The sequence below is a fragment of the Spirosoma aureum genome, from assembly GCF_011604685.1.
In the GTDB taxonomy this organism is placed as follows: domain Bacteria; phylum Bacteroidota; class Bacteroidia; order Cytophagales; family Spirosomataceae; genus Spirosoma; species Spirosoma aureum.
In genome coordinates this window covers 2,169,186-2,189,757 of sequence record NZ_CP050063.1, presented here as the reverse complement: position 1 = coordinate 2,189,757, position 20,572 = coordinate 2,169,186, and the positions used below count along the sequence as shown (strand labels likewise).

Below are 20,572 nucleotides of genomic sequence, written 5' to 3'. Positions count from 1 at the left end.
GAAGTGAATACAGAATCATGTAAATGAGTACATCGGATGCGGTTGACAGGTAAAATAGCATTAGTAACGGGGGCATCCCGTGGAATCGGAAAAGCCATTGCGCTCCGGTTGGCTGACGAAGGCTGTGAGGTGGTTGTTCATTTTCACGAAAACCGCGAAGAAGCGGAGGCCGTCGGTACTGCGATTCGGCAACGGGGTTGTGTGGCGCATCTGCTACAGGCTGATTTACTGGATAGTACGCAGGTCATCCGGCTTGGTCAACAGGCGTGGGATATAGCCGGGCGGATAGACATTCTGGTCAACAACGCGGGTGTATCTTACAAAAAACACTTTCTGGATGTCACAGAAGCTGATTTTGAGCAATTCAATGCTGTCAACTTTAAAAGCACGACGTTTCTGACCCAGGCCATTGCCCGAAACATGGTGAAACATGATCTGGAAGGTAGTATCTGGACCATTACGTCGGTCAATGGCATTCGGCCCGGTCTTGGTCTAAGCCTTTACGGAGCGACCAAAGGCGCGCTTGAAACCCTGATGAAAGGGGTTGCGATGGAGTTGGCTCCCCACCATATCCGGGTCAACACGCTGGCCATTGGCGCTATCCAGACTGACATCAACCGCGCCGTGTGGGAAAACCCGGCCTTGCTTCAGGACGTGAATCAGGGAATTCCAATGGGCCGACTAGGGCAGCCTGAGGAAATAGCGGCCATTCTGGTCGATCTGATCACCTCTGGAAGCTACATGACCGGCTCAACGATCACCATTGACGGAGGCTTGTTGCTGATGCGCGGCTACGGCAAACCTGGCCGCTATGAAGACTCCTAACCCGGACTTACTATGAAAAAACTTACTCTTTGCTTACTTAGTGTATTCGCGTTAATCAATTCGGTTTCAGCCCAGTCGGATACTACCGCCCGGAAACTCTGGCAGCCCTATCGAATCAGCCCGCGAATGGGGGCACAGCATATTGATTTGTCAGGTAGCGGCTGGGAGTTGTCGTATGCTGACCAACCAGTCAAAGATGTAAAGCAAGCCCGTAAGGATGCGTTCCAGACCACGGTACCCAATTCGGTACACTGGTCGTACTACAAAGCGGGGAAGCTGCCTCACCCCTACTATCACAAAAACTCGACGCAGTACCGGTGGATCGAAGAAAAGGCCTGGTATTACAAAAAGTCCGTCACCCTACCAACCTCAGCTCAGGGATCGCTCCTGTTTCTGTGCTTCGATGGGGTCGATTATTTTTCGAAAGTCTGGGTGAACGATAGCCTGGTGGGTGTTCATGAAGGCATGTTTGGCGGGCCTTCGGTAGAAATCAGTCGCTACGTAAAAGCGGGTCAGGCAAACGACATTACGGTTGAAGTGCGAGCCGGAAACTGGGGTAACAAAGCTCCCGATTATGAAAACCTGCCCCGGAATAGCAACGGCGAATTCGTGACATCGAAACGTACTGGTTTTAATCCACGCGCCAGCGGTCGCATCATTAAACCCTGGGTTATTTCGGGCGGTTCGGGTGGCGAAGCTTTTTTTACGGTCGGGATGTGGCAGGGCGTTCGGCTGGAAATCGTTCCGGCGTTTCACCTCGAGCGACCTTATCTGATTACTAAATCTGTTACCAGTGGAAAGGCCGACCTGCACCTTTCGGCTGAGGTATTTGCCAACACGCATTCGTTGCAGCAGCAATTGCACCCCTGGAACAATACCCAGATTAATCACCCAAATGAAAAGGGAACGATTTTCAAGACTGTCGGCGAGAAACTAAGCGTTTTAGTCGAATTGATATCCGCAAAAAACACGGTTTTCTCCAGAGAATATCCGCTGACTATCTACGAAGGTCGTAACTGGTTCGAACAAGATCTAACACTTCCGAATCCTAAACTCTGGCAACCAAATGGCCTCGGCGACCCCAATCTGTATACGGTCAGGCTAACTCTAAAACGAACCGGAAAACCAACAGATGCCCTCCAGTTCGACTATGGTATTCGATCCATCGAGCGCATCGCCACCGCCGGACCCCGTACTGCCGATCGGTGGGAAAACTGGCAGTTCGTCGTCAATGGGCGGAAGATTTTTGTAAAGGGCATGAACTTCACACCACAGGACATTTTGCTCGATCTGCCCAAAGAGCGCTACCGCTGGACACTCGAAGCGGCTAAGAAAATGGGCGTACAACTGATCCGGATCTGGGGCGGTGGCCTGCTCGAATCCGACTATCTCTACGAAATCTGTGATGAACTGGGTATCATGGTCTGGCAGGACTTCCCGATTGGCAACCAGGATACGCCCGATTACCCGCAGGACATTTGGGAGGCTCAGGTAGTGCAGAACATTGTCCGATTGCGCAACCATCCATCACTGGCAATCTGGTGCGGAGGCAATGAGTTCAATCCGTACTCGTCGGGCAATGCAAAATCCATGGGCATTCTGGAACGTAATCTTGACATTTTTGACAAATCCGTAGCAACGTCCGCCCGATTATTCGTTCGTACCACTCCCGATGATGGGGCCATGCATGCCTACCCGGATATGGACCCAACCTGGTATAACCGCAGCTATAAGTTTGAGCCCTGGGTATCCGAAACCGGGATGCACAGTATTCCGGAAGCGAGCCTGTTTTACGAAACCGTTGATAACAAAGAATTTACGGGACTCGGAAAAATGTGGGAGACCAGTTTTGGCCCGGCTCACCCGGAATTTATTCACCACTTTACGGAATATGGCCCCAGTCGGGTGCCACGTATGCTGAGTCGGGCATCACACATCAGCGACATGGCCGACCCAACCATCGAATCGATTTCGGAAGCCTCCCAGGTTGGGGCAGGCGAATTTTATCAGGTTCTTTCCGAAAAGATGCAGGGCAATTATCCGGTTACGTCGGGCCTGATGCCGTGGGTGTTCAAACGCCACTGGCCCGTCATTGCCATTCAGATGATGGACTGGTATGGCAATGCCGGAGCACCGTATTATTTCCTCAAACGTACCTACGAACCTACCCACATTGCCATCGACCTGCCGCGTCTGCTCTGGAAACCCGGCGAACGCATCAGCCTGCCCGTGAAGGTAACTCATGCCTTACCACAGGCTATTCCCGGAACCAGGGTGTCGGTACGTATTTTCGACGATACCTTCAATCAGCTCTGGCAACAGGAGCGCTCGTTGAACGTAACGGCCGGTACATCGGTGAGCGACCTCAAACTGGACGAATACACCATTCCGGCCAATTACCGCGACCGTTTTTTATTCATTCTGGCCGAACTGCGTGACGCATCGGGCAAGTTCCTATCCCGCTCGTTTTATTTCCCGCGCAGCCTTTCCATGCTGGAAGACAATGCCTTTTATCAGAAATACATCAGCGAGCCCATTCCCTGGCCTGCGCTGGACAAAGGTCCCTTTCTAAAGTCAACTGTTGGCCAAACTACCACAACGCTAATGGTAAGCACACTGGCCAACGCATCGACCGCAAAAGACCAGAGTCACCTCCGTGTTAAAGTGACCAATACCGGTAAAGTTCCCGCGTTTATGACCAAAGTCGATGTTGTCGGGACCAAACGGGCCATTGTTGCGTCGGACAATTTCACTTGGCTGGCTCCCGGCGAAAGTCAGGAATTTACACTCGACGTGATTTGGCGCGAACCCGAAACACGTCCCAAAGCCACGCTCTCGGTAAGCGCCTGGAATGCTGCTATCACAACCGCTAAACTCCCCCTCTAATGGTTGACTCTGCCCCCCCTATTACCCGCAAACCAACCGGCTATCGCTGGGAGTTGCTGTTGCTGCTTTGGCTGGCATTTTTCCTGAATCAGGCCGACCGGCAGATTTTCAGCGTGGTGTTGCCCCTCATCCGGGACGATCTGGGATTGACCGACGCCGAACTGGGCCTTATCGCTTCGGCATTAGTCTGGACGTATGGCTTACTCGTACCCATAGCCGGTTTCATCGGCGACCGGTTTTCGCGCCGGAATATCCTGGGCTTTTGCCTCTTGTTCTGGTCATTTGCCACGCTGATGACGGGTTTCTGTTCAACCGTTTTTCAATTCATTTTGCTACGGGGTGTAGCAACTGGTGGTGGCGAAGCGTTCTATGCCCCATCGGCCAATGCGCTCCTGGGTGAGACCTATCGGGAGAATCGATCCTTTGCCCTTTCGATTCACCAGACCGCCGTTTACTTCGGCATAATTTTAAGCGGTCTTATTGCAGGGTACATTGGGGAGCGATACGGCTGGCAAAACGCTTTCTATTTGTTCGGTAGCCTCGGCATTGTGCTGGCTGTCGTGTTTTTCAGCCGGATTCCGAAGGACATCGCAACGCCCGCAACCCGTTCACAACAGCCCTTATTGGCAGAGATCGGCGAAACGGCACGTATTGTGATTCGAAAACCAACGGTCATCATGCTGACGCTGGGTTTCGGCTGCATGGTTTTTGTCAACGTTGGCTATCTGACCTGGATGCCCTCATTCCTGGTCGATAAGTTTGGAATGAGCCTGACCGATGCGGGTTTTTCGGCCTTGTTCTATCATCACCTCGGGGCCTTTTTGGGCGTGCTATCAGGTGCTAAAATCGCTGACCATTACGCAAAAACGAATCCCCGAAGCCGTCTGGTCGTGCAGGCATTGGGCTTATTGCTGGGTGCGCCCTTTATCTACTGGATCAGCATGAGTCAGACCCAGATCATGACCTACATAGCCTTATTTCTGTTTGGCATTTTTCGGGGCTGGTATGATTCCAACATTGTCGCTTCGCTCTATGAAGTGGTTTCGCCGAAAATACGGTCGTCGGCTTACGGGCTTGTACTTGCCTGCGCCTTCCTGATTGGAGCCTCGGCCCCTTATCTGCTGGGTGTGCTGAAACCTACACTTGGCCTGACAGCGGGTCTGGCGAGTTTATCGGGGGTTTATGTGCTGGGTAGCCTGTTCATCGGTAGCGGGGCCATCTGGTTTTTCGATAAAGACAGAGAACTCAGCGTATGAACAGACGGACTTTTTTAACGAATACAACTCTACTCAGCGGTATGATGATGACCAACTCTACTGACGCGTTTTCGCTTCAATCAGATCTGCGTTCAATACCCAATCTGTTGTGTCTATGGGATTTTTCGGGGAAGCAGCCGTTACAGGCCAGCGGAAAATATGCGTATGTATTGCAGGAGCCAACCGGTCCGATTCCGGTCATAAAAGGTGGTGTTCTGTCTGGTTATTCGCTCGACATCAAAGAGCATGAATACCTGACCATTCCCCGAGCCGAATGCCCCGGCCTGAACATTCGTGGCAAAAACGCGCAGGTAACCGTGCTGGCCTGGGTAAAACGGCAACCCAAAAGTAACGGCAGCTCCGAATGTGAAGCCATTGCTGGCCTCTGGAACGAAACCCAGAAAAAACGCCAGTACTGCCTGTTTTTAAACATTCGCCTTCATGAAAGTGGCGAACAGGTTTGTGGCCATATTTCGGGCGTAGGCGGTCCAACCCCCGGCGAAAAATGGTGCATCGATGTGGCCATTGGTCAAACGCCTGTTCTGTTCGATGAATGGACGTTTGTGGCCATGATCTACGATGGGCAGCAAATCAAATCGTACCGCAACGGTACGTTCGACGGACGGGCGAATCGCAACCCGTATCCGTATGCCGAAGGAATTTTCGACGGAGGTGACGATGGCGCTGATTTCACCGTTGGGGCGGTTCATCGATTAGGCCGGATAGGCAATGATTTTGTTGGGCAACTCGGTGGTTTAGCCATTTTCGATCGGGCGCTATCCGAGCAGGAAATCCAACAGATTCACCAGAAATATCCCCTCAACAATCCGGGCCGACTAAGCACGCTGGCTACAGGACTAAACTTCCCCGAAGGCCCGGCCTTTGCGCCCGATGGCAGTCTGTGGGCCGTTGAGTTAAAAGGCGAAAGTCTGGTTCAGTATCACAATGGAAACCTGAAGCGCTTTCGGGTGGGTGGTGGCCCCAACGGTATGGCCATTGATGGACAGGGAAAAATCTGGTATTGCGATTCTGCCCAGCGAGCCATTCGCCGTTTCGACCCCGAAACAGAAAAGACCGAAACCATCCTCGATCAGATCGACGGCGAGCCGCTCAATAAACCCAACGATCTAGCCTTCGATTCGGCCGGTAATCTGGTCTTTACATGCCCCGGCGAATCGCGTCAGGAACCAACGGGCTACGTTGCCGTTCGGACGCGCGACGGAACAGTCAAAAAGATCACAACCGGTAAATACTTCCCGAATGGACTGGCATTCAGTGCAGATGGAAAAACGCTGATTCTGGCTGAAACCTACCGACACCGACTCTGGAAAGGAGCCTGGAATGCTGAAACCGGCGACTGGACCGATGCAGCCGTATGGGCAACCGTACAGGGCCCACAGGGACCAGGCGGGCCAGATGGTATGGCCTTCGGCGAAGAGGGTAATCTCTACGTAGCCGTTTACGGGACGGGTAAAATTCACGTCATCAATAAACACGGTGCCGTTGTCCATCAGATTGACCTGCCGGGCCAAAATCCCACCAACTGTGCATTCGATCCGTCGGGTCGCCTGGGCCTGGTCATTACGGAAGCAGAAAAAGGCCATTTAATCGCCTACAAAACACCTTTGAAAGGTAGTCTCAAAATTCTATAAACTGATTAAGAACACACTAAACAACTGGTAGTATGGAAGTTATCACGAATTCGTATCCTATTCGGAAAGTAGAGGTAAATTATGATTGGCAGGAAATTCAGACCCGATACCTCCGATTGTATGCGGGACTCGTATCCGACGCACTCGAACATCTTGGTTATCATCAACAATGCATGGCCAGTGGCATTTACCCACTCACCAACGTAATGAAAGTCGCTGGCCCTGCTTTTACGGCTCACGGCATTGCCACCCCCAGCCGCGACGAGAAAGTCCACGACATTCGGTTGGGCATGTTCAAAAGTATGATGCCGGGCATTGTGCAGATACGGGATACGCAGGGAGATATGTCATGTGGGCATTTTGGTGAAATCTCGGCTACGGCTGCGGCCGCTCATGGATGCGTGGGAGCAGTAATAGACGGATCAACCCGCGACTCCAACTATCTGATCGACATGAACTTCCCTACATTCTGCCGGTTTCGAAATCCAGTCGAAGCATTCGGCCGATTCATGGTCGTTGATTACCAGATTCCAATTTTCGTTAAAGGGATGGATGGTTTATTGAAAGTAAATCCGGGCGACTATATTTTCGGTGATAACGATGGCGTTGTCGTGGTTCCTCAGGACCTGACGATTCAAGTGCTGGAACTGGCCGAAGAATGGTTTGCCAGCGAATCGCAGAGTCGTCAGGCTATGGCTACCGGTCGAGATCCTTTTGATGTCTATAAAGAATTTGGCCGTTTTTAACGATAACACCCGTTGTTCGAGCCCTGGGAATAAACCCCGTGCCACGGTTTTGAACCGTGGCACGGGGTTTATTCCCAGGGCTCGAACAAAAAACCTTAACTTTGATGTTACTTTTCGGCATCGGCCAGTACGTAAGCCGACGTTTTTCGTTCTTTTTTCACTGTTGACCAGGCCGTTTTTCGCAGCTGCTTCGCAAAATCTGGCGCAATTCCTTCAGGGCAAAAGGTCAGTTTAACCGGCGATTCGTCAAATAGGAAACCGTACCAAACCAGGGCGCCAAGGTAACAACCAGCCTCATTTGCGTGATGAGAGTCAAAAGCCAGTTTGTCTTTATCCCAGCGATAGCCCATATGCAAGGAATGAGTCTGGTCGGGAAGGGCGGGTGATTGCGGCTGACGATAATTAAACGCATTGTCTTTTTGATAAGCCCATTTAGCCGTCGAATTGATCCGCCAGAACGCGTCGCCATTCGGAATGATCGGAATGCCTAATTCATTGGCCATAGTGTGATAAGCCGCTCTCGATTTTTCCCACATTTGCTCTGCGCTCCGGGCAGAATCTCTGGCTGCAATCTGGCTAAAATCTTTTGAATCAGTTCGATATGCCCAGGTCTGATGAAAAACAACCGTAGCATTAGGCTGTAGTTTTTTGACGTACTCATACAGCTTTCGCGCGTAGGGCCGATAGGTTTCCACATCACCGGAAAGGATGGAAGCCTGCTGAATGGTAACGACATCCCAGACTCCTTCCGACAACAGCATCTTCAGGGATTTCCCTCCATATGGTTTGCCTTTCGGGTCATCCGGATTCTGTTCGGCGGCTTCTGCATGATCCCAGTGCCTTTGCAGCGAGCTACCCCCAATTTCGGCGCGCCCAATGACGAGATCATGCCCCCCTTCTTTGCTTAACTGGGGCAGGTATCTGGTCGCATTTTGCGAAAAACTATTTCCGATAAGAAATAAGCGTAAGGGGTGCTTTCCACCATTGCCAGCTGATGATGTGGGCTGCGAAAAGGCCGCTTCAACAGTAAAAAGCAGGAAGAAAAGTAGTGCTCGATTCTTTCTAACGTATCTGAGGTAAATCATTTTTAAAGACGGCTGACGTAAAGTTTCAGTATACCTAAATAAATGCGCAGAAAGCTATTTTCTCCCCATTACAACCACAAACGTTTTAAAATACTGATTTAAGCAGATGTTGCTGGCCTTCACTATCGCCGACTAATTGTTAGCTCGATAAAAGCGGGGAGCCCGCTATCATTCAGCACATTTGAGCAAATATTTCATTCCGGCTGGATTGTTGTCAATTGTTTCAAATACGCGCTGAATCTCGTCCAGGGGCGAAATTTGTGTAACAAGCTGATCAAGGGGTAATTTTCCGGACGCAGCCAGTTCAATCGCTTCGTCGAAATCTTCCGGTTCGTAGACGCGTGCTCCGATGAGTTGCAATTCCCGCCAGAAAAAGCGAAATAGATCGATCGTTTTCGGTTCACTGTGAATCGCTACCATCACAATTCGCCCCCGCGCCCGAACCAGTTGTGTCATGGTTTGTACGCCAGCGGCCACGCCCGATACCTCAAAGACAACATCAGCCATTGCCCCATTGGTAAACACTTCGACTTCCTTCGCCAGATCATCGTCCAGCGGATTAACTGCCGGAATGGCCAACGACCGGCACAACGCCAGACGGATCGGGTTTGGCTCTGAAATCAGGATGTTGGCTCCTCTATTTCGGGCCACTAATGCAATCAGCAGGCCAATTGGCCCACCCCCAATAATGACAGCGTTTTCGCCCGATTTCAACTGGCTCATCCGAACATCATGACAAGCTACAGCCAGCGGTTCAGCAAGTGCTCCCAGTTGCAGGGATAAATTATCGGGCAACCGGTGAAGCGTATACGCAGGCACATTCCAATACGCCTGCATCCCACCCGATGTATCGATGCCAATAAATTTCAGGTTCTTGCCGATGTGTCGCTGGCCATTGTCAGACGGATCTTCGATGCCCGGCTGCAAAGGCCGAACGGCCACCCGATCACCAACCTGCCAGCCAGTGACCCCCGCTCCGATCTCCGCAATCTCACCCGAAACCTCATGCCCAATAACCTGAGGCATTCGTACCCGCTGATCCATTTTGCCATGATATATATGGACATCCGTTCCGCAAACGCCACAATAAGCGACGTTCAGCCGAACCATACCTGGATTTAGTGGTTCGGGGGTGGTTTCTTTGACTATAAACTGCTGATTTCCGGTGTAATAAGCCGCTTTCATAGGAGTAAGAGTTAATAGGATTGAATCGGTAAGGGGCGTTCCAGAATCTGAAGCATGTTGCCATCCGGATCAAAAAAATTGCGGACACGACCTCCGCCAATGGCATTCGTCAACTCACCGCCCCAGACAATGCCATGTTCATTTAAATGGGCAATGGCGCTGTCAATATTGGTTACCCGCAGTGCCACATGCGACCAGCCGGGTGTCCAGGTTGTGCGCTCAGGTCGGGCCGTTTGGTCTTTCGGCATAATTTCTAACAGAGTCTGGTCGGGGGCTAACAGCATCCAGACTGGCTTTTGATGACGAAACCAGCGTTGATAGCCCAATACACGGCAATACCAATCGGCCAGCGCTTCCACATCGTTGGCGGCTACAGCAGGATGGTCTACACCCAGAAATAAAGAATCGGTCATAAGTTGGTTGTCAATTCGCAGTCCCTGATTGAATAGATAGTTCCATTACTTTCCAGGGCGAGCGATAATGTGTCATCATACGTACCGGACAGATGAATGGTTATGTCAGGCTTACTAATTTCCAAGGTCTGTTCTGTTTTCGTCACCGTCCAGCCATCGATAGCGGCCACATCATCTGCCACAATAACATGCAGTCCACTGATAGACGTCGCCTTTTTCGCAGCAGTATGGCGAAACAGTAAACCGCTGCCGGATCGTCCCTCTCCTGGCTGGGCGGGTTCGGGATGGTAAGCATCATGCAGAAAGGCATATACCGGTCCGGCCAGCGTTGCCTCTCCCATATGCCACAGCTTCAACCCGGCCTGATGCCGGCCTATCGTCAGGGTATTGCCTTCGATCTGACTGACCGATTGACCATCCCGGTTATTGATCAGCCAGTTCCAGACGGTGCGTACGGGATCGCTGGCCCGAATTCGGTCAAACACGAGCGTAACGTGTGCGCCCACCTGAATCCAGCTCCTCGTAAACTCCTGAATGGGTTTTCCGTAAGCGTTGGCAACTTCCGAGATAACCAGCGATACCTCCCCTTTCCGCTGAACAGTCACCAGACGGCCTCCCCGCTCCACCGGCATGCCCAACGTTCCATCGGCATGAATGACTCGCCGGGACAATACATTTCGTTGTTCCAGCAGTTTAATTTTTGCCAGATCTTCCTGCAAGCCCAATGTATCCTGTTCGATCAGAAACGTACAGGTGTTATGGGTCTGACTGGCACTCTCCAGGCCATGAGTCAGGTTTCGGTAACAGCTATGGCCTGGGTCGACCAGCAGCCGTTCCTGATTATAAGCCAATACAAAGCTGTTTAGATCACCCTGCAAGTGACCAGGAGCATATACGCCATCATTATTACCCGCCTGAATGGCCAGCACTGATTTCCCAGCCCAGGCATCCCGCACGAAGGTATTCCCATTTGAATAGCTAACCGTCAGCGGCAACTTAGCCACTGAAGGAGAAAGGGGGGCACAGGCTTTTGCCAGCAAGGGGAGCGTCAGGAAACCCCAGTCGTTGAGCATACCAAATGTTGCCAGATCATGCGGTCCCTGTGTTGGGGAAGGTTCGTAATATTTCTGGAATAACCAGCGGGCAAGTCCAGCTTGTGCAGGATCGTCATATCGGGCAGCAACATGGAGTAGCAGGTCGCCGGAAGGCCGAAACAAAGCTGCCGAATCATTGAAGTTTACGGATCTGGCCCTTGGTTCTTCTCCCCAAGAGTATCCTGAAGCAGAGCCTTCACTCCGATTAGCCATTGGTTTCCGATACAGCATACTTTGAGCCATCCAGGCCATTCCCCGCCCGTAAGCATCAATAGTCAGTTGCCGGGTATAGGCCGGGTATTTCCGAATCAGCGATTCGTAGGTCAGCATCAGGGCGTTGGCCAGGTAGTTTCCATACTGCAATGACTCGCCGTATGAACCATCAGGTTGAAAAGCCTGCGCCATTCGAGCCACTTCGGGCGTAAACTCCGCGATCAATTCGTCATTATCCAGAGCCGCCGATGCAACGACTGCACCAGACGCCATAATACCCCGCCAATTGCCCAGATGACTATTTTTCCGAAGCCAGCGACGGCATAATACCACGCCTTTTTCGTACAGATTCGCCCGAAGTTCGGCTAGTTCACTGACCGTAAAAATATCAGGAGCCAGGCTTACTACGGCGGACATTCCCCAGCAAATGTGCGCTGTTTCCAGGTGCCCGGTAAACGGTTTTGTATGATCCCGAAACCACGGCCCCACCCAGTCGGAGGTGGGCAGGCGGGCAATGTGCAGCGTCGTATTGCGAAGCCAGGTCGCCACTGTATCGGTTGGTTCAAGGGCATACAGCATCGCGGCATCCGACAAGTGTTCCGCACAGGGATACCACCATCCCAAAACGGGATTTTCAGCCTGAAGGCCAGTTGTGCGCAATCGCTTGGTAACCCGCAATCGCAGGGCCTCTCGAAAGGCGAGCAACACCGGGTCCTGGCTCGTTATGATGGCTTCTTTTTCGGCATCCGTCAGGAACAGACTTGATGTTTCAACGGCCTCCATCAGAAATAGCCACCATTTTTGACCACATCCGTTGGCTTCATGCCGCTCTCGACCATTTCTTTGATACCGGCTTCTTTAAAGACGATCTTTTCGGCCGCGACCAGCACATCGTAGGCGATGGCCTGCGGAATCGCAATGGCCCCGTCAATATCCCCAAATACCCAGTCGCCGGGCTGAATGATCACTTCGCCAATCTGGATGGGTTTCTGATAGTAATACATCCGGAACCGACCGAGCATCCCTGTACTTGTTTTGTATTTATAGAACACCGGAAAGTCAAGATCCACAATCGCCTGCGTATCCCGGATACCGTTGACCAGTGCTCCCCGGCAACCCGCCCGAACGGCAGCCATCGTCATCACTTCACCCCATTGTGAGGTTACAGTGTCGCCCGTACAATCCCAAACGACAACTGAATTTTCATGCAGATCTTCGAGCATTTGCGCCCGCATTTCAAATTCACCATCGGTCGTAATATCAGGGCCACCTTTAACCGTGAAAGCCATACCCGCCATTTTCATTTTCTCCCGAAGGGGAGCATAACAGGATGGCAGGCTGGCAGAATGCATCTTATAGTTGAACCGCAATACGTCGTTCACGGCTCCGGTGTAGAGTTGCAGATAGCGCTCCCGCATTTCCGATACTGGAATTGGGAAAGGCGGAGTGGGCAGTTGCCTGTCTATGTGGTGTTTTCCGTTCGAGTTCATTATTGTGCCAGAAATTTCATGTTATCAAAATTGATTTCCCGAATGATGATGTACTCTGGTTGGTTGAGCACAAATACAATGACGCGAGCCACGTCCTCAACCTTCAGAAACTTCTCGCGGGCCACTTTCCGGTCGCCCCAGTAGTTGCTGTCCGTTGGACCCGGATTCACATCCGTTACCCGAATCCCCTCTTTCAATACCTGATCGGCTAAGCCACTGCTCAATCCGCGCGCGCCGAACTTGGATGCGCAGTAGACGGGAGCCGTGGGGTTGGTGCGTTGACCGCCCATAGAAATGACCGTTACGATATGGCCGGTCTGGCGGGGTTTCATCAGCTTAAGGGCTTCCCGATTACACAGAAAAACGCCCCGCACATTGATGTTCATCATTTGCTCAAAAGCATCAAGTTCCGCTACCGACAGATCTGGCGTTGTGAGGCCAATACCCGCGTTGTTAATCAGCACATCGACGTTTCCGAAGGCAGCTATGCAAGCCGCAAACCCTGCCTGTACGTCAGCTTCCTGGCTAACATCGCCCCGAAATGACCGCAGGCTTTCATGGCTGATTTCGTCGGCCAGTTGATGGGTACGGCTAAAGTCAAACACCTTCGCCCCCTCTTCGAGCAGCGCCAGCGCCGTCGCTTTACCAATGCCCCCCGATGCACCGGTTATGAAAATAATTTTATCTTGAAGGTTGTTCATAGCTGGATTTTAGTTTTCAATAATTTGCTTGGTTTTGTTGAATTCAACGGGCTCAGAAAAGGGCGTTATTTTCCGGGTTCGATACCACATTAATCCAGAAAGTAAAAGGCAAAGAAGTCCGGCACCTAAAGCCACACGACCACTGGTTTCATCAATGGAGGGCAAGCTCATCACCATGAATAATGCCCCCGTTACAACCAGGGCCACTGCATACAATCGATTCATAATCTGCATGAATACGGGATTTTCGGTGGGTTTCTCGGCTTCGGTTAATGGCGTACTTAACCGCCGGAAGAATGTTTCGACCCGTTGACGGTAACCCTCGGTTGGGGAAATCAGCGCCCCCGAAAGCAGGAAAACGAGCACACAGGCAATGATTTCAATAAGGGTCGCCCATTCCCACGATACCTGGGGCATGGTGTTTAAAATGAGGCCCAATCCCATTCCTACCAGCAACGTAGCCAAAGCCCCCCAGGGTTGCGGGCGTTTCAGGACAATGCCCAGCACCAGTGGTAGCGTCATTGGAATGGCAAACAGCCCGGTAAACAGCTTATTGGCTTCAAAAGCCCCGCCAAAACCACCTACATACAACGCCCCGATCGTTACCAGTGCACCCAATACCAGGGTCATCAACCGACCCACCCAGAGCATTTCTTTGTCGGCCGCATTCGCGTTAAACAGTCGCTGGTAAATATCGCGGGTCAAAACGCCCGCTGTTACGTTGTATTCGCCACTCAGCACAGACATCGTAGCCGCAAACATGGCCGCTACCATCAGGCCCATAATCCCTTCCGGCAACAGCTTCAGGCAGACGCTAACGTAAGCCATTTCCGGGTTTTCCAGATTGGGAATCAGGGCTTTGGCGGCAATGGATGGGAATAGAAAAATGATCGGAAACAAAAAGAAGAAAACAGCGGTCAACAGCCCTTGTTTCTGGCTCGCACGCTCATCGCGAACGCTATAAAAGCGCTGGATAAACGTCCAGTTGCCGCTGTATTTGACCAGAATCATCAGGTAATACACCATCAGATACAACGGCATCCCTTTCGGTCCGTTAAACCAGGTAAAGTGCTCCGGAATGGTCGCGATCATCCGGGGCAGTCCACCAGCGGCCTGAATCGTTAGCGGCACCAGAATCAGTGTAGCAACGATCAGGATAATGAATTGAACCACATCGGTAACCACGACCGCCCATAAACCACCTACTACGGTGTATAAAGCGACAATAATTCCACAGGCCAGAATGGAGGTTTCCAGCGAAAGACCCGTTGCGGCTTTGACGAACAGACCGAGCGCATACAACCGCACCATGTTATCCAGAATCTTGAAGAGTACGCCCATCCAGGAAAACGTCTGACGAACCGGCGCGTTGAAACGGGTTTCCAGAAACTCCATAGGGGTCATTATGCCCGCCCGGCGCCAGCGTTTGGCAAAAATGACCACGCCCAGCAATGCAGGCAGCACCGTACTCCAGATGAGGGTCAGGGCAACAAAACCGTGCTGGTACGCAATTCCGGCATAGGCGACGAAGATGAACGTACTGAACTTGGTCATAAAGTTGCTGATCGCTCCCGACACCCACGGAATGGCATTGCCCCCTTTGAAATAATCGCCGATATTCTTGACAAACTTGCCCAGAAACAGCCCGATGCCCGCCATCAGCAGCATATAAATAGCAATGGCCCAGTAGTCTAATTGTTGAAGGGTTTGCACGAGTCAGTTGAGTTTAATTTTTCACAAAAACTGGAATATCAGTGGATGGCCGACTGTTGGTAATCAATTGATTCCTGGTATTTAGCATTCGAATCAACGCCGGGGTTTTTGTACTGCTTTGCGCGGTGAAATGATCAATTACAACCTGATCGACATCATCAAAGACAAGGGCTGGGCGCTGGTCCTCGTTGGTAAATCGCAATTGAACCTGATCGAACGAAATGTTTTTGACATGACGAACGTAGAATCCGTAAGCGGGTAAAATCTGGCCAAACATCGTGCCGACCGGGTAGGCATCTGTTTTTTCCGGAACGACCATCGGCTGACTGTCGGTGATCCCGCCGTCGAACTCGAAATTCAGATTACGCAGAACTACATTCTCAAGTGGATACTCGGCCAATCCGGTTATTGAACAGCCCAGAGCAGCCAGCCGACTCCCCTGAACATCCGTAATAAGAATGTCCTGTAAAGCAGGTTTGTTGACAACAGTGCTGTTGCCATATTTCTTGTTTCGGGTGTTTAGCCGGATAAAGATCCCGGCACGTTTTATATTTCTCAGACTAATGCCTGAAATCGTAACCCGTTTAATCTGAGCGCCATCAACAGTCATAATCGCCAGTCCATCGCCCCACGTATCGAATACCGTACAGTTTTGAACCACGATGTCCTCGAAACGGCCGGCGGTTTCTGTACCTATCTTTATGCCACTGGCGCCCGAACTGATCAGGCAATTGGTAATGGTGATATTCCGGGAAGCTTTATCGGGCGAGAAACTTTTGATACAAATTCCATCGTCGCCACTTGTTATGAAGCAGTTGGTTACCCGAACAAATTCGCAGTCAACCAAATCCATTCCATCCGTATTCCGATGCCGAACGGCATGTTCACGGTTCGGATTATCGACATCTTTGTTTTCACGGCTATCGACCGTAATCCCATCAATAACCAGATTCCTGCACGACTGATAGGTCTGAACCCAGGACGCTGAATTTTGCAGCGTTACGCCTTTTATCTGTACATTCTCGCAGCCACGCAAATGAATGATGCGCGGACGGTACTTAAATGATGGTCTGAGGTAAGGATCGTTTAGCCCTCGTTTGTCGATCTCGCTCCCCCGTCCGTCAATGGTGCCTCGCCCTTCAATCGTTATGTTCCGGGCATTTTCAGCATAAATAAAGGATTTGCTCGTGAGTGGATTTTCGTCGTAGGTAGGATATTCTGACGCCTGATCCGGATAATCGGCAGCCTGATTACTGCCGAGTAACGTGGCCCCCGCTTCTACTTCCAGCGTTACGTGACTTTTCAGATAAATTGTCCCGGAAAGAAATTGACCGTTGTGTAAATAGACTTTCCCACCACCCGCTCCGTGGCATTGATCAATGGCCGTTTGAATCGATCTGGTATCCATCGTTTTACCATCCCCCTTCGCTCCAAAGGCAAATACATCCCAAACGCCGGTGTTTTTCTGAGCGAAGACGCTGGTTATCAAAAGCAACCAGGCGAAAAGAATTGTGAGCAGGCGATTCATTTTTGTCGATTGGGGTTTATTATGGCCCGCTGATTTTCAGGATGGTTATGATGCTAATATGTCGGGCAAAAAAATCACAACCATCCTGAAAATCAGCGACATATTACGATCATACCACTTTACTCTTTTCCATAATCAGCATTGGATAATCGTGTAGCGGCAGTTGACGAAAAATCTGGGCTTCGGCACCAACCCGCCATTTGTCGTCGTCGAACATCTTTTGCTGGTCTGGTAATTCAAGAATTTCGCCGGATAGCAGATCGACCAGAACAGGCTCTTTAAAGCCGCGATCCTCCCAGTCCCAGAGGAATAGATGAACGCTGTCGGCAGGTGGATTATCGGATGCCTTTTGATCGGACCAGTAGGCAAGAACGAGGCCATTATCGGTGTTCAGTGTGGCCGTACAGATACCCTCAAGGCTCTTTTTTGTCCCGTTCCCAAACGCCTGGTATTCCCTCTCAGTAGCTGGCTCCTTCCCGGCCAGCGCGTGAACAATGGCACTACGCGTATGCACCTCACCATGAACCAGACTACCCAGATGTTGCAGCGCCTTGTAAGCGATCTTGGGCTTTATTTCGGGTTTCTGCCGCAGGATACCCTTGTAATTCGTATTGCCCGACCCTTTCGGATAATCGTGCAGATCGACGATCAGGAACCACAACGTCATCGGCAGATTCAGCGAGCAATCAGTCAGCAACCGACGCAGCATGACTTTAGCCTGAATGGTTTCTGTCCAGGGGCCTTCACCCGAAAAACCAGTGCTGTTCGGATCGGAGGGAAATCCATTTTCGCCCTGCCAGATTTTGATTTTCGGGTTATAGCGATCTATTAGTTGTCGCAGGCCTTTCGTACGTTCGGTGTAGGCTTCGGGTAGGGTCGTGTATGGGTGGAAGGAAAAAATATCAATCAAATCCCCTAATCCTTCTTTAAACAATTCCTGAATGTATAGAATTGGCATTCGCGAAACCACGCCCCCCACGATGAGCGCATCGGGATTGTTTTTCCGAATTAACGGAGCGGTTTCCCGCACCAGTTGAACGTATTTTTTAGGGTCCGGCTTATCCGGTTTCCAGAAGCCAGACAGATTGGGTTCGTTCCAGATTTCGTAGTGCTGAACCTTACCTTTGTAGCGTTTGGCTACAGCTGTTACGAACTTCTGCCAGGCGTCATTAGCCACCGGATTGCTCATCGAGGGGTAAAAGCCGACTTCTCCTTCCTGATAATTTGTATTGCCGTATCCAACATTGAAAAAAGGCTTTACGCCCCGGCTCACCAGCCCATCCACGCTTTCGTCCAGCCATGCCCAGTCGTATTTTCCTTTTTCCCGTTCGACCCGTGCCCAGCCAGTTTGCAACCGCCCCCACTTTACTGGCAGGTTATCAATCCAAGGATACACTTCTTTGGGTTTCCACAAGTCGCGGTCGAGGGTTTCGCAACCGATTCCGAAAGGCGAGCTTTTGATTTCAGTCGGCTTTTTCATGCGTACTGAACCAATTTTTTTCAACTCAATAGGGGGCGAAGCGATCGGTACGGGCAAATCCGGTTCCAAAGGGTTCAGCGAAGCCGATAGCGGTAGTATCGACAGGGTTTTCAGGAAGTTTCGGCGATTGTTTTCCATAGTTGATTAATAGCTGGCCAGCGGCTCGTTGAAAACATTGCAGACGTGCAGCGAATGACTGTTGAAATGATAGGGTCCTTCATAGCCCGTATCGCCAAGTAAATGACTGACCAGAGCAATCGAGAGTGGGTAGAACCAGGAGCCAAGCATGATATGTGTTCGGTTGGGGTCTTCATCGCGGAGTTCAGCGGTGGCCGTTGTTTCACCTTCTTTCCAGATCCAGTGCGGACGCGGAACCCAATCGGCGGGTTGGCTATCCCGGCGGTGCAGCAGCCAACCCACACCATCGGGGCTCTCGTGCTGAAGGGCGTGGGCCAGATACCGTCGGCAGGCTTTCTCAACATCCTCCCGACGGTAATCGGTCAGCGTGGCCAGATTGGCTAATTGATAGGCTCCATCGAAGTCGGGGCAATCGGAACCACCGGGCCAGAATGAGCCATCGGACAATTGACAGGCCAGCGTAGAGTCAATAGACCGTTCCAGGTGGCGGAGGGGCCAGCCTAACGCGAAATAGATGGGAACAACGTGAATCGTGCCGAAAAGCCCATTGGGTAAATCAGCCCCGAATTGGGTACCCCAGAAACCCGTTTTGGCATCCTGCAATTCTTCCAGGGCAGGATAAACCGTCTTTTCCATCAGGGCGTCTACGTCAGATGCGCCAAACCAGTCCCGCAGAGCGAACAAGGCCGTTGCTGCCGCCAGCACCTGATTACCAGCCGACCATGAATTGCGCCAGTCGTAATGTTTCACCCAACGGTAGAGCTGGTCGGCATGAAGCAGCGGCTCCAAAAAACGCAGCTCACGTTCGGGTCGGCGGTTGAGCATTCGTAACGCCCAGATATTACCCCGTGTGTAATGCCAGACAGGCTCCAGTTCGTCGATCGTTCGGATGCGACCGAACTCCGAGGATTTTCCAGAAAAATAACCCTGCTCGGTTTGCCGACGCTGGAACTGTTCAGCCCAGATATCCAGATCAGCCGCCGGGCGATTTTGCAGTTCACCGAATAGATCCAGAACGTGAGCAGCATGATAGGAACCGTAAAAACTCTCTCCTTCGCCCGGTTCTTTGCGATAAACACCAGGCTTATCGCCAATTTTCATGGCGTTTACAAAGTTCAGCGATGTCTGTTTAATGCGTTGATAACCGGTAGTTTCCATTGACTTTTCGTTTGTGCGTTGGGTATAATTTGATTACGTCTTTGTCTTTTATTTCTTTTCATGCGGCTCGTTCAGGATCGGTTTAGAAAGCCGCGATTACATAGCCAGATTTCGAGCTGGCTCATCCACGAATCGGTTATCTCGGGTTTGATACCAAAACCGTGGCCCCCTTTTTCGTACAGGTGTAATTCGGCCGGTACGCCCACCTTTTTCAGTCGCTGATAAAACTGGATGCTGTTGGCAAACGCTACTGTAGGATCATCGCCCGCATGCACCAGAAATGTGGGCGGTGTTGTGGCCGTAACCTGTTCATCGGGCGAATAATCAGCCAGTTGCTGTACTGTTGGATGCTCACCCAGTAGGTTTTTCACCGAACCCTGGTGAGCGATTCCCAACCGAAAACTGATAACGGGCCAGGCCAGTACCAGAAAGTCGGGGCGTAGTCCGGTTGTGTCTTTTCCGGGTTCGAATGCCTTCGTGAAGTGGGTTGCCGCCATAGCCGCCAGATGCCCACCCGCCGAAGAACCCCACAAACCGATTCGATTCGGACGTATTCCCCACTCGGCCGCCCGTTGTCGAACCAACCGGAACGCTTGCTGGGCATCCTGCATGCTACCGGTTGTCTGATCCTGCATCAACCCATCGGCGGGTAACCGATACACCAGCACGAACGCAGTGACGCCCCACTGGTTCAGTCGTTGAGCAATGAACCGGACGTTTTCGATATTCAGATTTTTATAGCCTCCACCCGGACAGATAATCAGCCCGGTTCCATTCGGGACCGCCGGGCGAAATACCAGAAGTCTCGGAATAATGATAGTCGACAAGGCAGTTAATTTTCCCGATGAGTCATACGTTCGGCGCTCCGGCAACGAACTGGCTACAGAATTTGGAACGCCATTGGGATATAAGGGCACCTCCAGCTCTGGCTGAGCCAGAACAGACTGACCTAACAGGAAGTTAGTCATAATCAGACCGATCATACGCGCCCATTTTGTGCTCATCGTCT

At 51.4% G+C, this 20,572-nt stretch carries 16 protein-coding genes; 5 read left to right on the top strand and 11 right to left on the bottom strand.

Features of this window, described 5'->3' with window-relative positions; all coding sequences use genetic code 11:
- The first annotated feature begins 36 nt into the window (after positions 1–36).
- The 5 genes from G8759_RS08765 to G8759_RS08740 are packed head-to-tail and all read left to right on the top strand — an operon-like array spanning position 37 to position 7,365.
- Positions 37–825, top strand: a complete 789-nt coding sequence (locus tag G8759_RS08765) for an SDR family NAD(P)-dependent oxidoreductase (protein ID WP_167207078.1) — start codon at positions 37–39, stop codon at positions 823–825.
- A 12-nt stretch (positions 826–837) separates the two neighbouring features.
- Positions 838–3,711, top strand: a complete 2,874-nt coding sequence (locus tag G8759_RS08760; RefSeq protein WP_167207076.1) for a glycoside hydrolase family 2 protein — start codon at positions 838–840, stop codon at positions 3,709–3,711.
- Positions 3,711–4,967 (top strand): spinster family MFS transporter, encoded by a 1,257-nt coding sequence (locus G8759_RS08755; RefSeq protein WP_167207074.1) that lies wholly within the window; start codon positions 3,711–3,713, stop codon positions 4,965–4,967. Before G8759_RS08760 ends, G8759_RS08755 begins: the two co-directional genes overlap by 1 nt.
- The gene (locus tag G8759_RS35660) at positions 4,964–6,619 is read left to right on the top strand and encodes an SMP-30/gluconolactonase/LRE family protein (protein WP_197933109.1); all 1,656 of its coding nucleotides are present in this window, start codon (positions 4,964–4,966) and stop codon (positions 6,617–6,619) included. Before G8759_RS08755 ends, G8759_RS35660 begins: the two co-directional genes overlap by 4 nt.
- A gap of 32 nt (positions 6,620–6,651) precedes the next feature.
- On the top strand, positions 6,652–7,365 hold the full coding sequence (locus tag G8759_RS08740) for an RraA family protein (protein ID WP_167207072.1): 714 nt from the start codon (positions 6,652–6,654) through the stop codon (positions 7,363–7,365).
- Positions 7,366–7,472: 107 nt separating this feature from the next.
- Here the strand turns inward: G8759_RS08740 and G8759_RS08735 are convergent, their stop codons facing one another.
- The 11 genes from G8759_RS08735 to G8759_RS08685 form a co-directional block, all read right to left on the bottom strand.
- The gene (locus G8759_RS08735) at positions 7,473–8,450 is read right to left on the bottom strand and encodes a DUF4886 domain-containing protein (RefSeq protein WP_167207070.1); all 978 of its coding nucleotides are present in this window, start codon (positions 8,448–8,450) and stop codon (positions 7,473–7,475) included.
- Positions 8,451–8,618: 168 nt separating this feature from the next.
- Entirely contained in the window at positions 8,619–9,635 is a 1,017-nt protein-coding gene (locus G8759_RS08730) for a zinc-dependent alcohol dehydrogenase (protein ID WP_167207068.1), read from the bottom strand.
- A gap of 11 nt (positions 9,636–9,646) precedes the next feature.
- The gene (locus tag G8759_RS08725; RefSeq protein WP_167207066.1) at positions 9,647–10,048 is read right to left on the bottom strand and encodes a VOC family protein; all 402 of its coding nucleotides are present in this window, start codon (positions 10,046–10,048) and stop codon (positions 9,647–9,649) included.
- Entirely contained in the window at positions 10,045–12,138 is a 2,094-nt protein-coding gene (locus G8759_RS08720) for a heparinase II/III domain-containing protein (protein ID WP_167207064.1), read from the bottom strand. The genes G8759_RS08725 and G8759_RS08720 overlap by 4 nt, the downstream gene beginning before the upstream one ends.
- Complete coding sequence (locus tag G8759_RS08715) at positions 12,138–12,845, bottom strand: RraA family protein (protein ID WP_167207062.1); 708 nt, start codon at positions 12,843–12,845, stop codon at positions 12,138–12,140. The genes G8759_RS08720 and G8759_RS08715 overlap by 1 nt, the downstream gene beginning before the upstream one ends.
- Complete coding sequence (locus G8759_RS08710; protein ID WP_167207060.1) at positions 12,845–13,546, bottom strand: SDR family oxidoreductase; 702 nt, start codon at positions 13,544–13,546, stop codon at positions 12,845–12,847. The genes G8759_RS08715 and G8759_RS08710 overlap by 1 nt, the downstream gene beginning before the upstream one ends.
- Before the next feature lie 9 nt (positions 13,547–13,555).
- Positions 13,556–15,259, bottom strand: coding sequence for a sodium:solute symporter family protein (locus G8759_RS08705; protein ID WP_167207058.1), 1,704 nt, complete (start codon positions 15,257–15,259; stop codon positions 13,556–13,558).
- A 13-nt stretch (positions 15,260–15,272) separates the two neighbouring features.
- Positions 15,273–16,787 carry a glycoside hydrolase family 28 protein gene (locus G8759_RS08700; RefSeq protein ID WP_167207056.1) on the bottom strand — a complete coding sequence of 505 codons (1,515 nt, stop codon included), beginning with the start codon at positions 16,785–16,787 and terminating at the stop codon, positions 15,273–15,275.
- Between the two features lie 109 nt (positions 16,788–16,896).
- The gene (locus tag G8759_RS08695) at positions 16,897–18,405 is read right to left on the bottom strand and encodes a GH39 family glycosyl hydrolase (RefSeq protein ID WP_167207053.1); all 1,509 of its coding nucleotides are present in this window, start codon (positions 18,403–18,405) and stop codon (positions 16,897–16,899) included.
- Positions 18,406–18,411: 6 nt separating this feature from the next.
- Entirely contained in the window at positions 18,412–19,563 is a 1,152-nt protein-coding gene (locus G8759_RS08690; RefSeq protein ID WP_167207051.1) for a hypothetical protein, read from the bottom strand.
- A gap of 71 nt (positions 19,564–19,634) precedes the next feature.
- Positions 19,635–20,567, bottom strand: coding sequence for an alpha/beta hydrolase (locus G8759_RS08685; RefSeq protein WP_167207049.1), 933 nt, complete (start codon positions 20,565–20,567; stop codon positions 19,635–19,637).
- Positions 20,568–20,572: the final 5 nt, after the last annotated feature.

Bases quoted from the DNA above. Each gene is read 5' to 3' on its own strand.
- G8759_RS35660 (WP_197933109.1), top strand. From the start codon at position 4,964: ATGAACAGACGGACTTTTTTAACGAATACAACTCTACTCAGCGGTATG.
- G8759_RS08760 (WP_167207076.1), top strand. From the start codon at position 838: ATGAAAAAACTTACTCTTTGCTTACTTAGTGTATTCGCGTTAATCAAT.
- G8759_RS08735 (WP_167207070.1), bottom strand. From the start codon at position 8,450: ATGATTTACCTCAGATACGTTAGAAAGAATCGAGCACTACTTTTCTTC.
- G8759_RS08720 (WP_167207064.1), bottom strand. From the start codon at position 12,138: ATGGAGGCCGTTGAAACATCAAGTCTGTTCCTGACGGATGCCGAAAAA.
- G8759_RS08755 (WP_167207074.1), top strand. From the start codon at position 3,711: ATGGTTGACTCTGCCCCCCCTATTACCCGCAAACCAACCGGCTATCGC.
- G8759_RS08710 (WP_167207060.1), bottom strand. From the start codon at position 13,546: ATGAACAACCTTCAAGATAAAATTATTTTCATAACCGGTGCATCGGGG.
- G8759_RS08690 (WP_167207051.1), bottom strand. From the start codon at position 19,563: ATGGAAACTACCGGTTATCAACGCATTAAACAGACATCGCTGAACTTT.
- G8759_RS08730 (WP_167207068.1), bottom strand. From the start codon at position 9,635: ATGAAAGCGGCTTATTACACCGGAAATCAGCAGTTTATAGTCAAAGAA.
- G8759_RS08685 (WP_167207049.1), bottom strand. From the start codon at position 20,567: ATGAGCACAAAATGGGCGCGTATGATCGGTCTGATTATGACTAACTTC.
- G8759_RS08765 (WP_167207078.1), top strand. From the start codon at position 37: ATGCGGTTGACAGGTAAAATAGCATTAGTAACGGGGGCATCCCGTGGA.
- G8759_RS08725 (WP_167207066.1), bottom strand. From the start codon at position 10,048: ATGACCGATTCTTTATTTCTGGGTGTAGACCATCCTGCTGTAGCCGCC.
- G8759_RS08715 (WP_167207062.1), bottom strand. From the start codon at position 12,845: ATGAACTCGAACGGAAAACACCACATAGACAGGCAACTGCCCACTCCG.
- G8759_RS08695 (WP_167207053.1), bottom strand. From the start codon at position 18,405: ATGGAAAACAATCGCCGAAACTTCCTGAAAACCCTGTCGATACTACCG.
- G8759_RS08740 (WP_167207072.1), top strand. From the start codon at position 6,652: ATGGAAGTTATCACGAATTCGTATCCTATTCGGAAAGTAGAGGTAAAT.
- G8759_RS08700 (WP_167207056.1), bottom strand. From the start codon at position 16,787: ATGAATCGCCTGCTCACAATTCTTTTCGCCTGGTTGCTTTTGATAACC.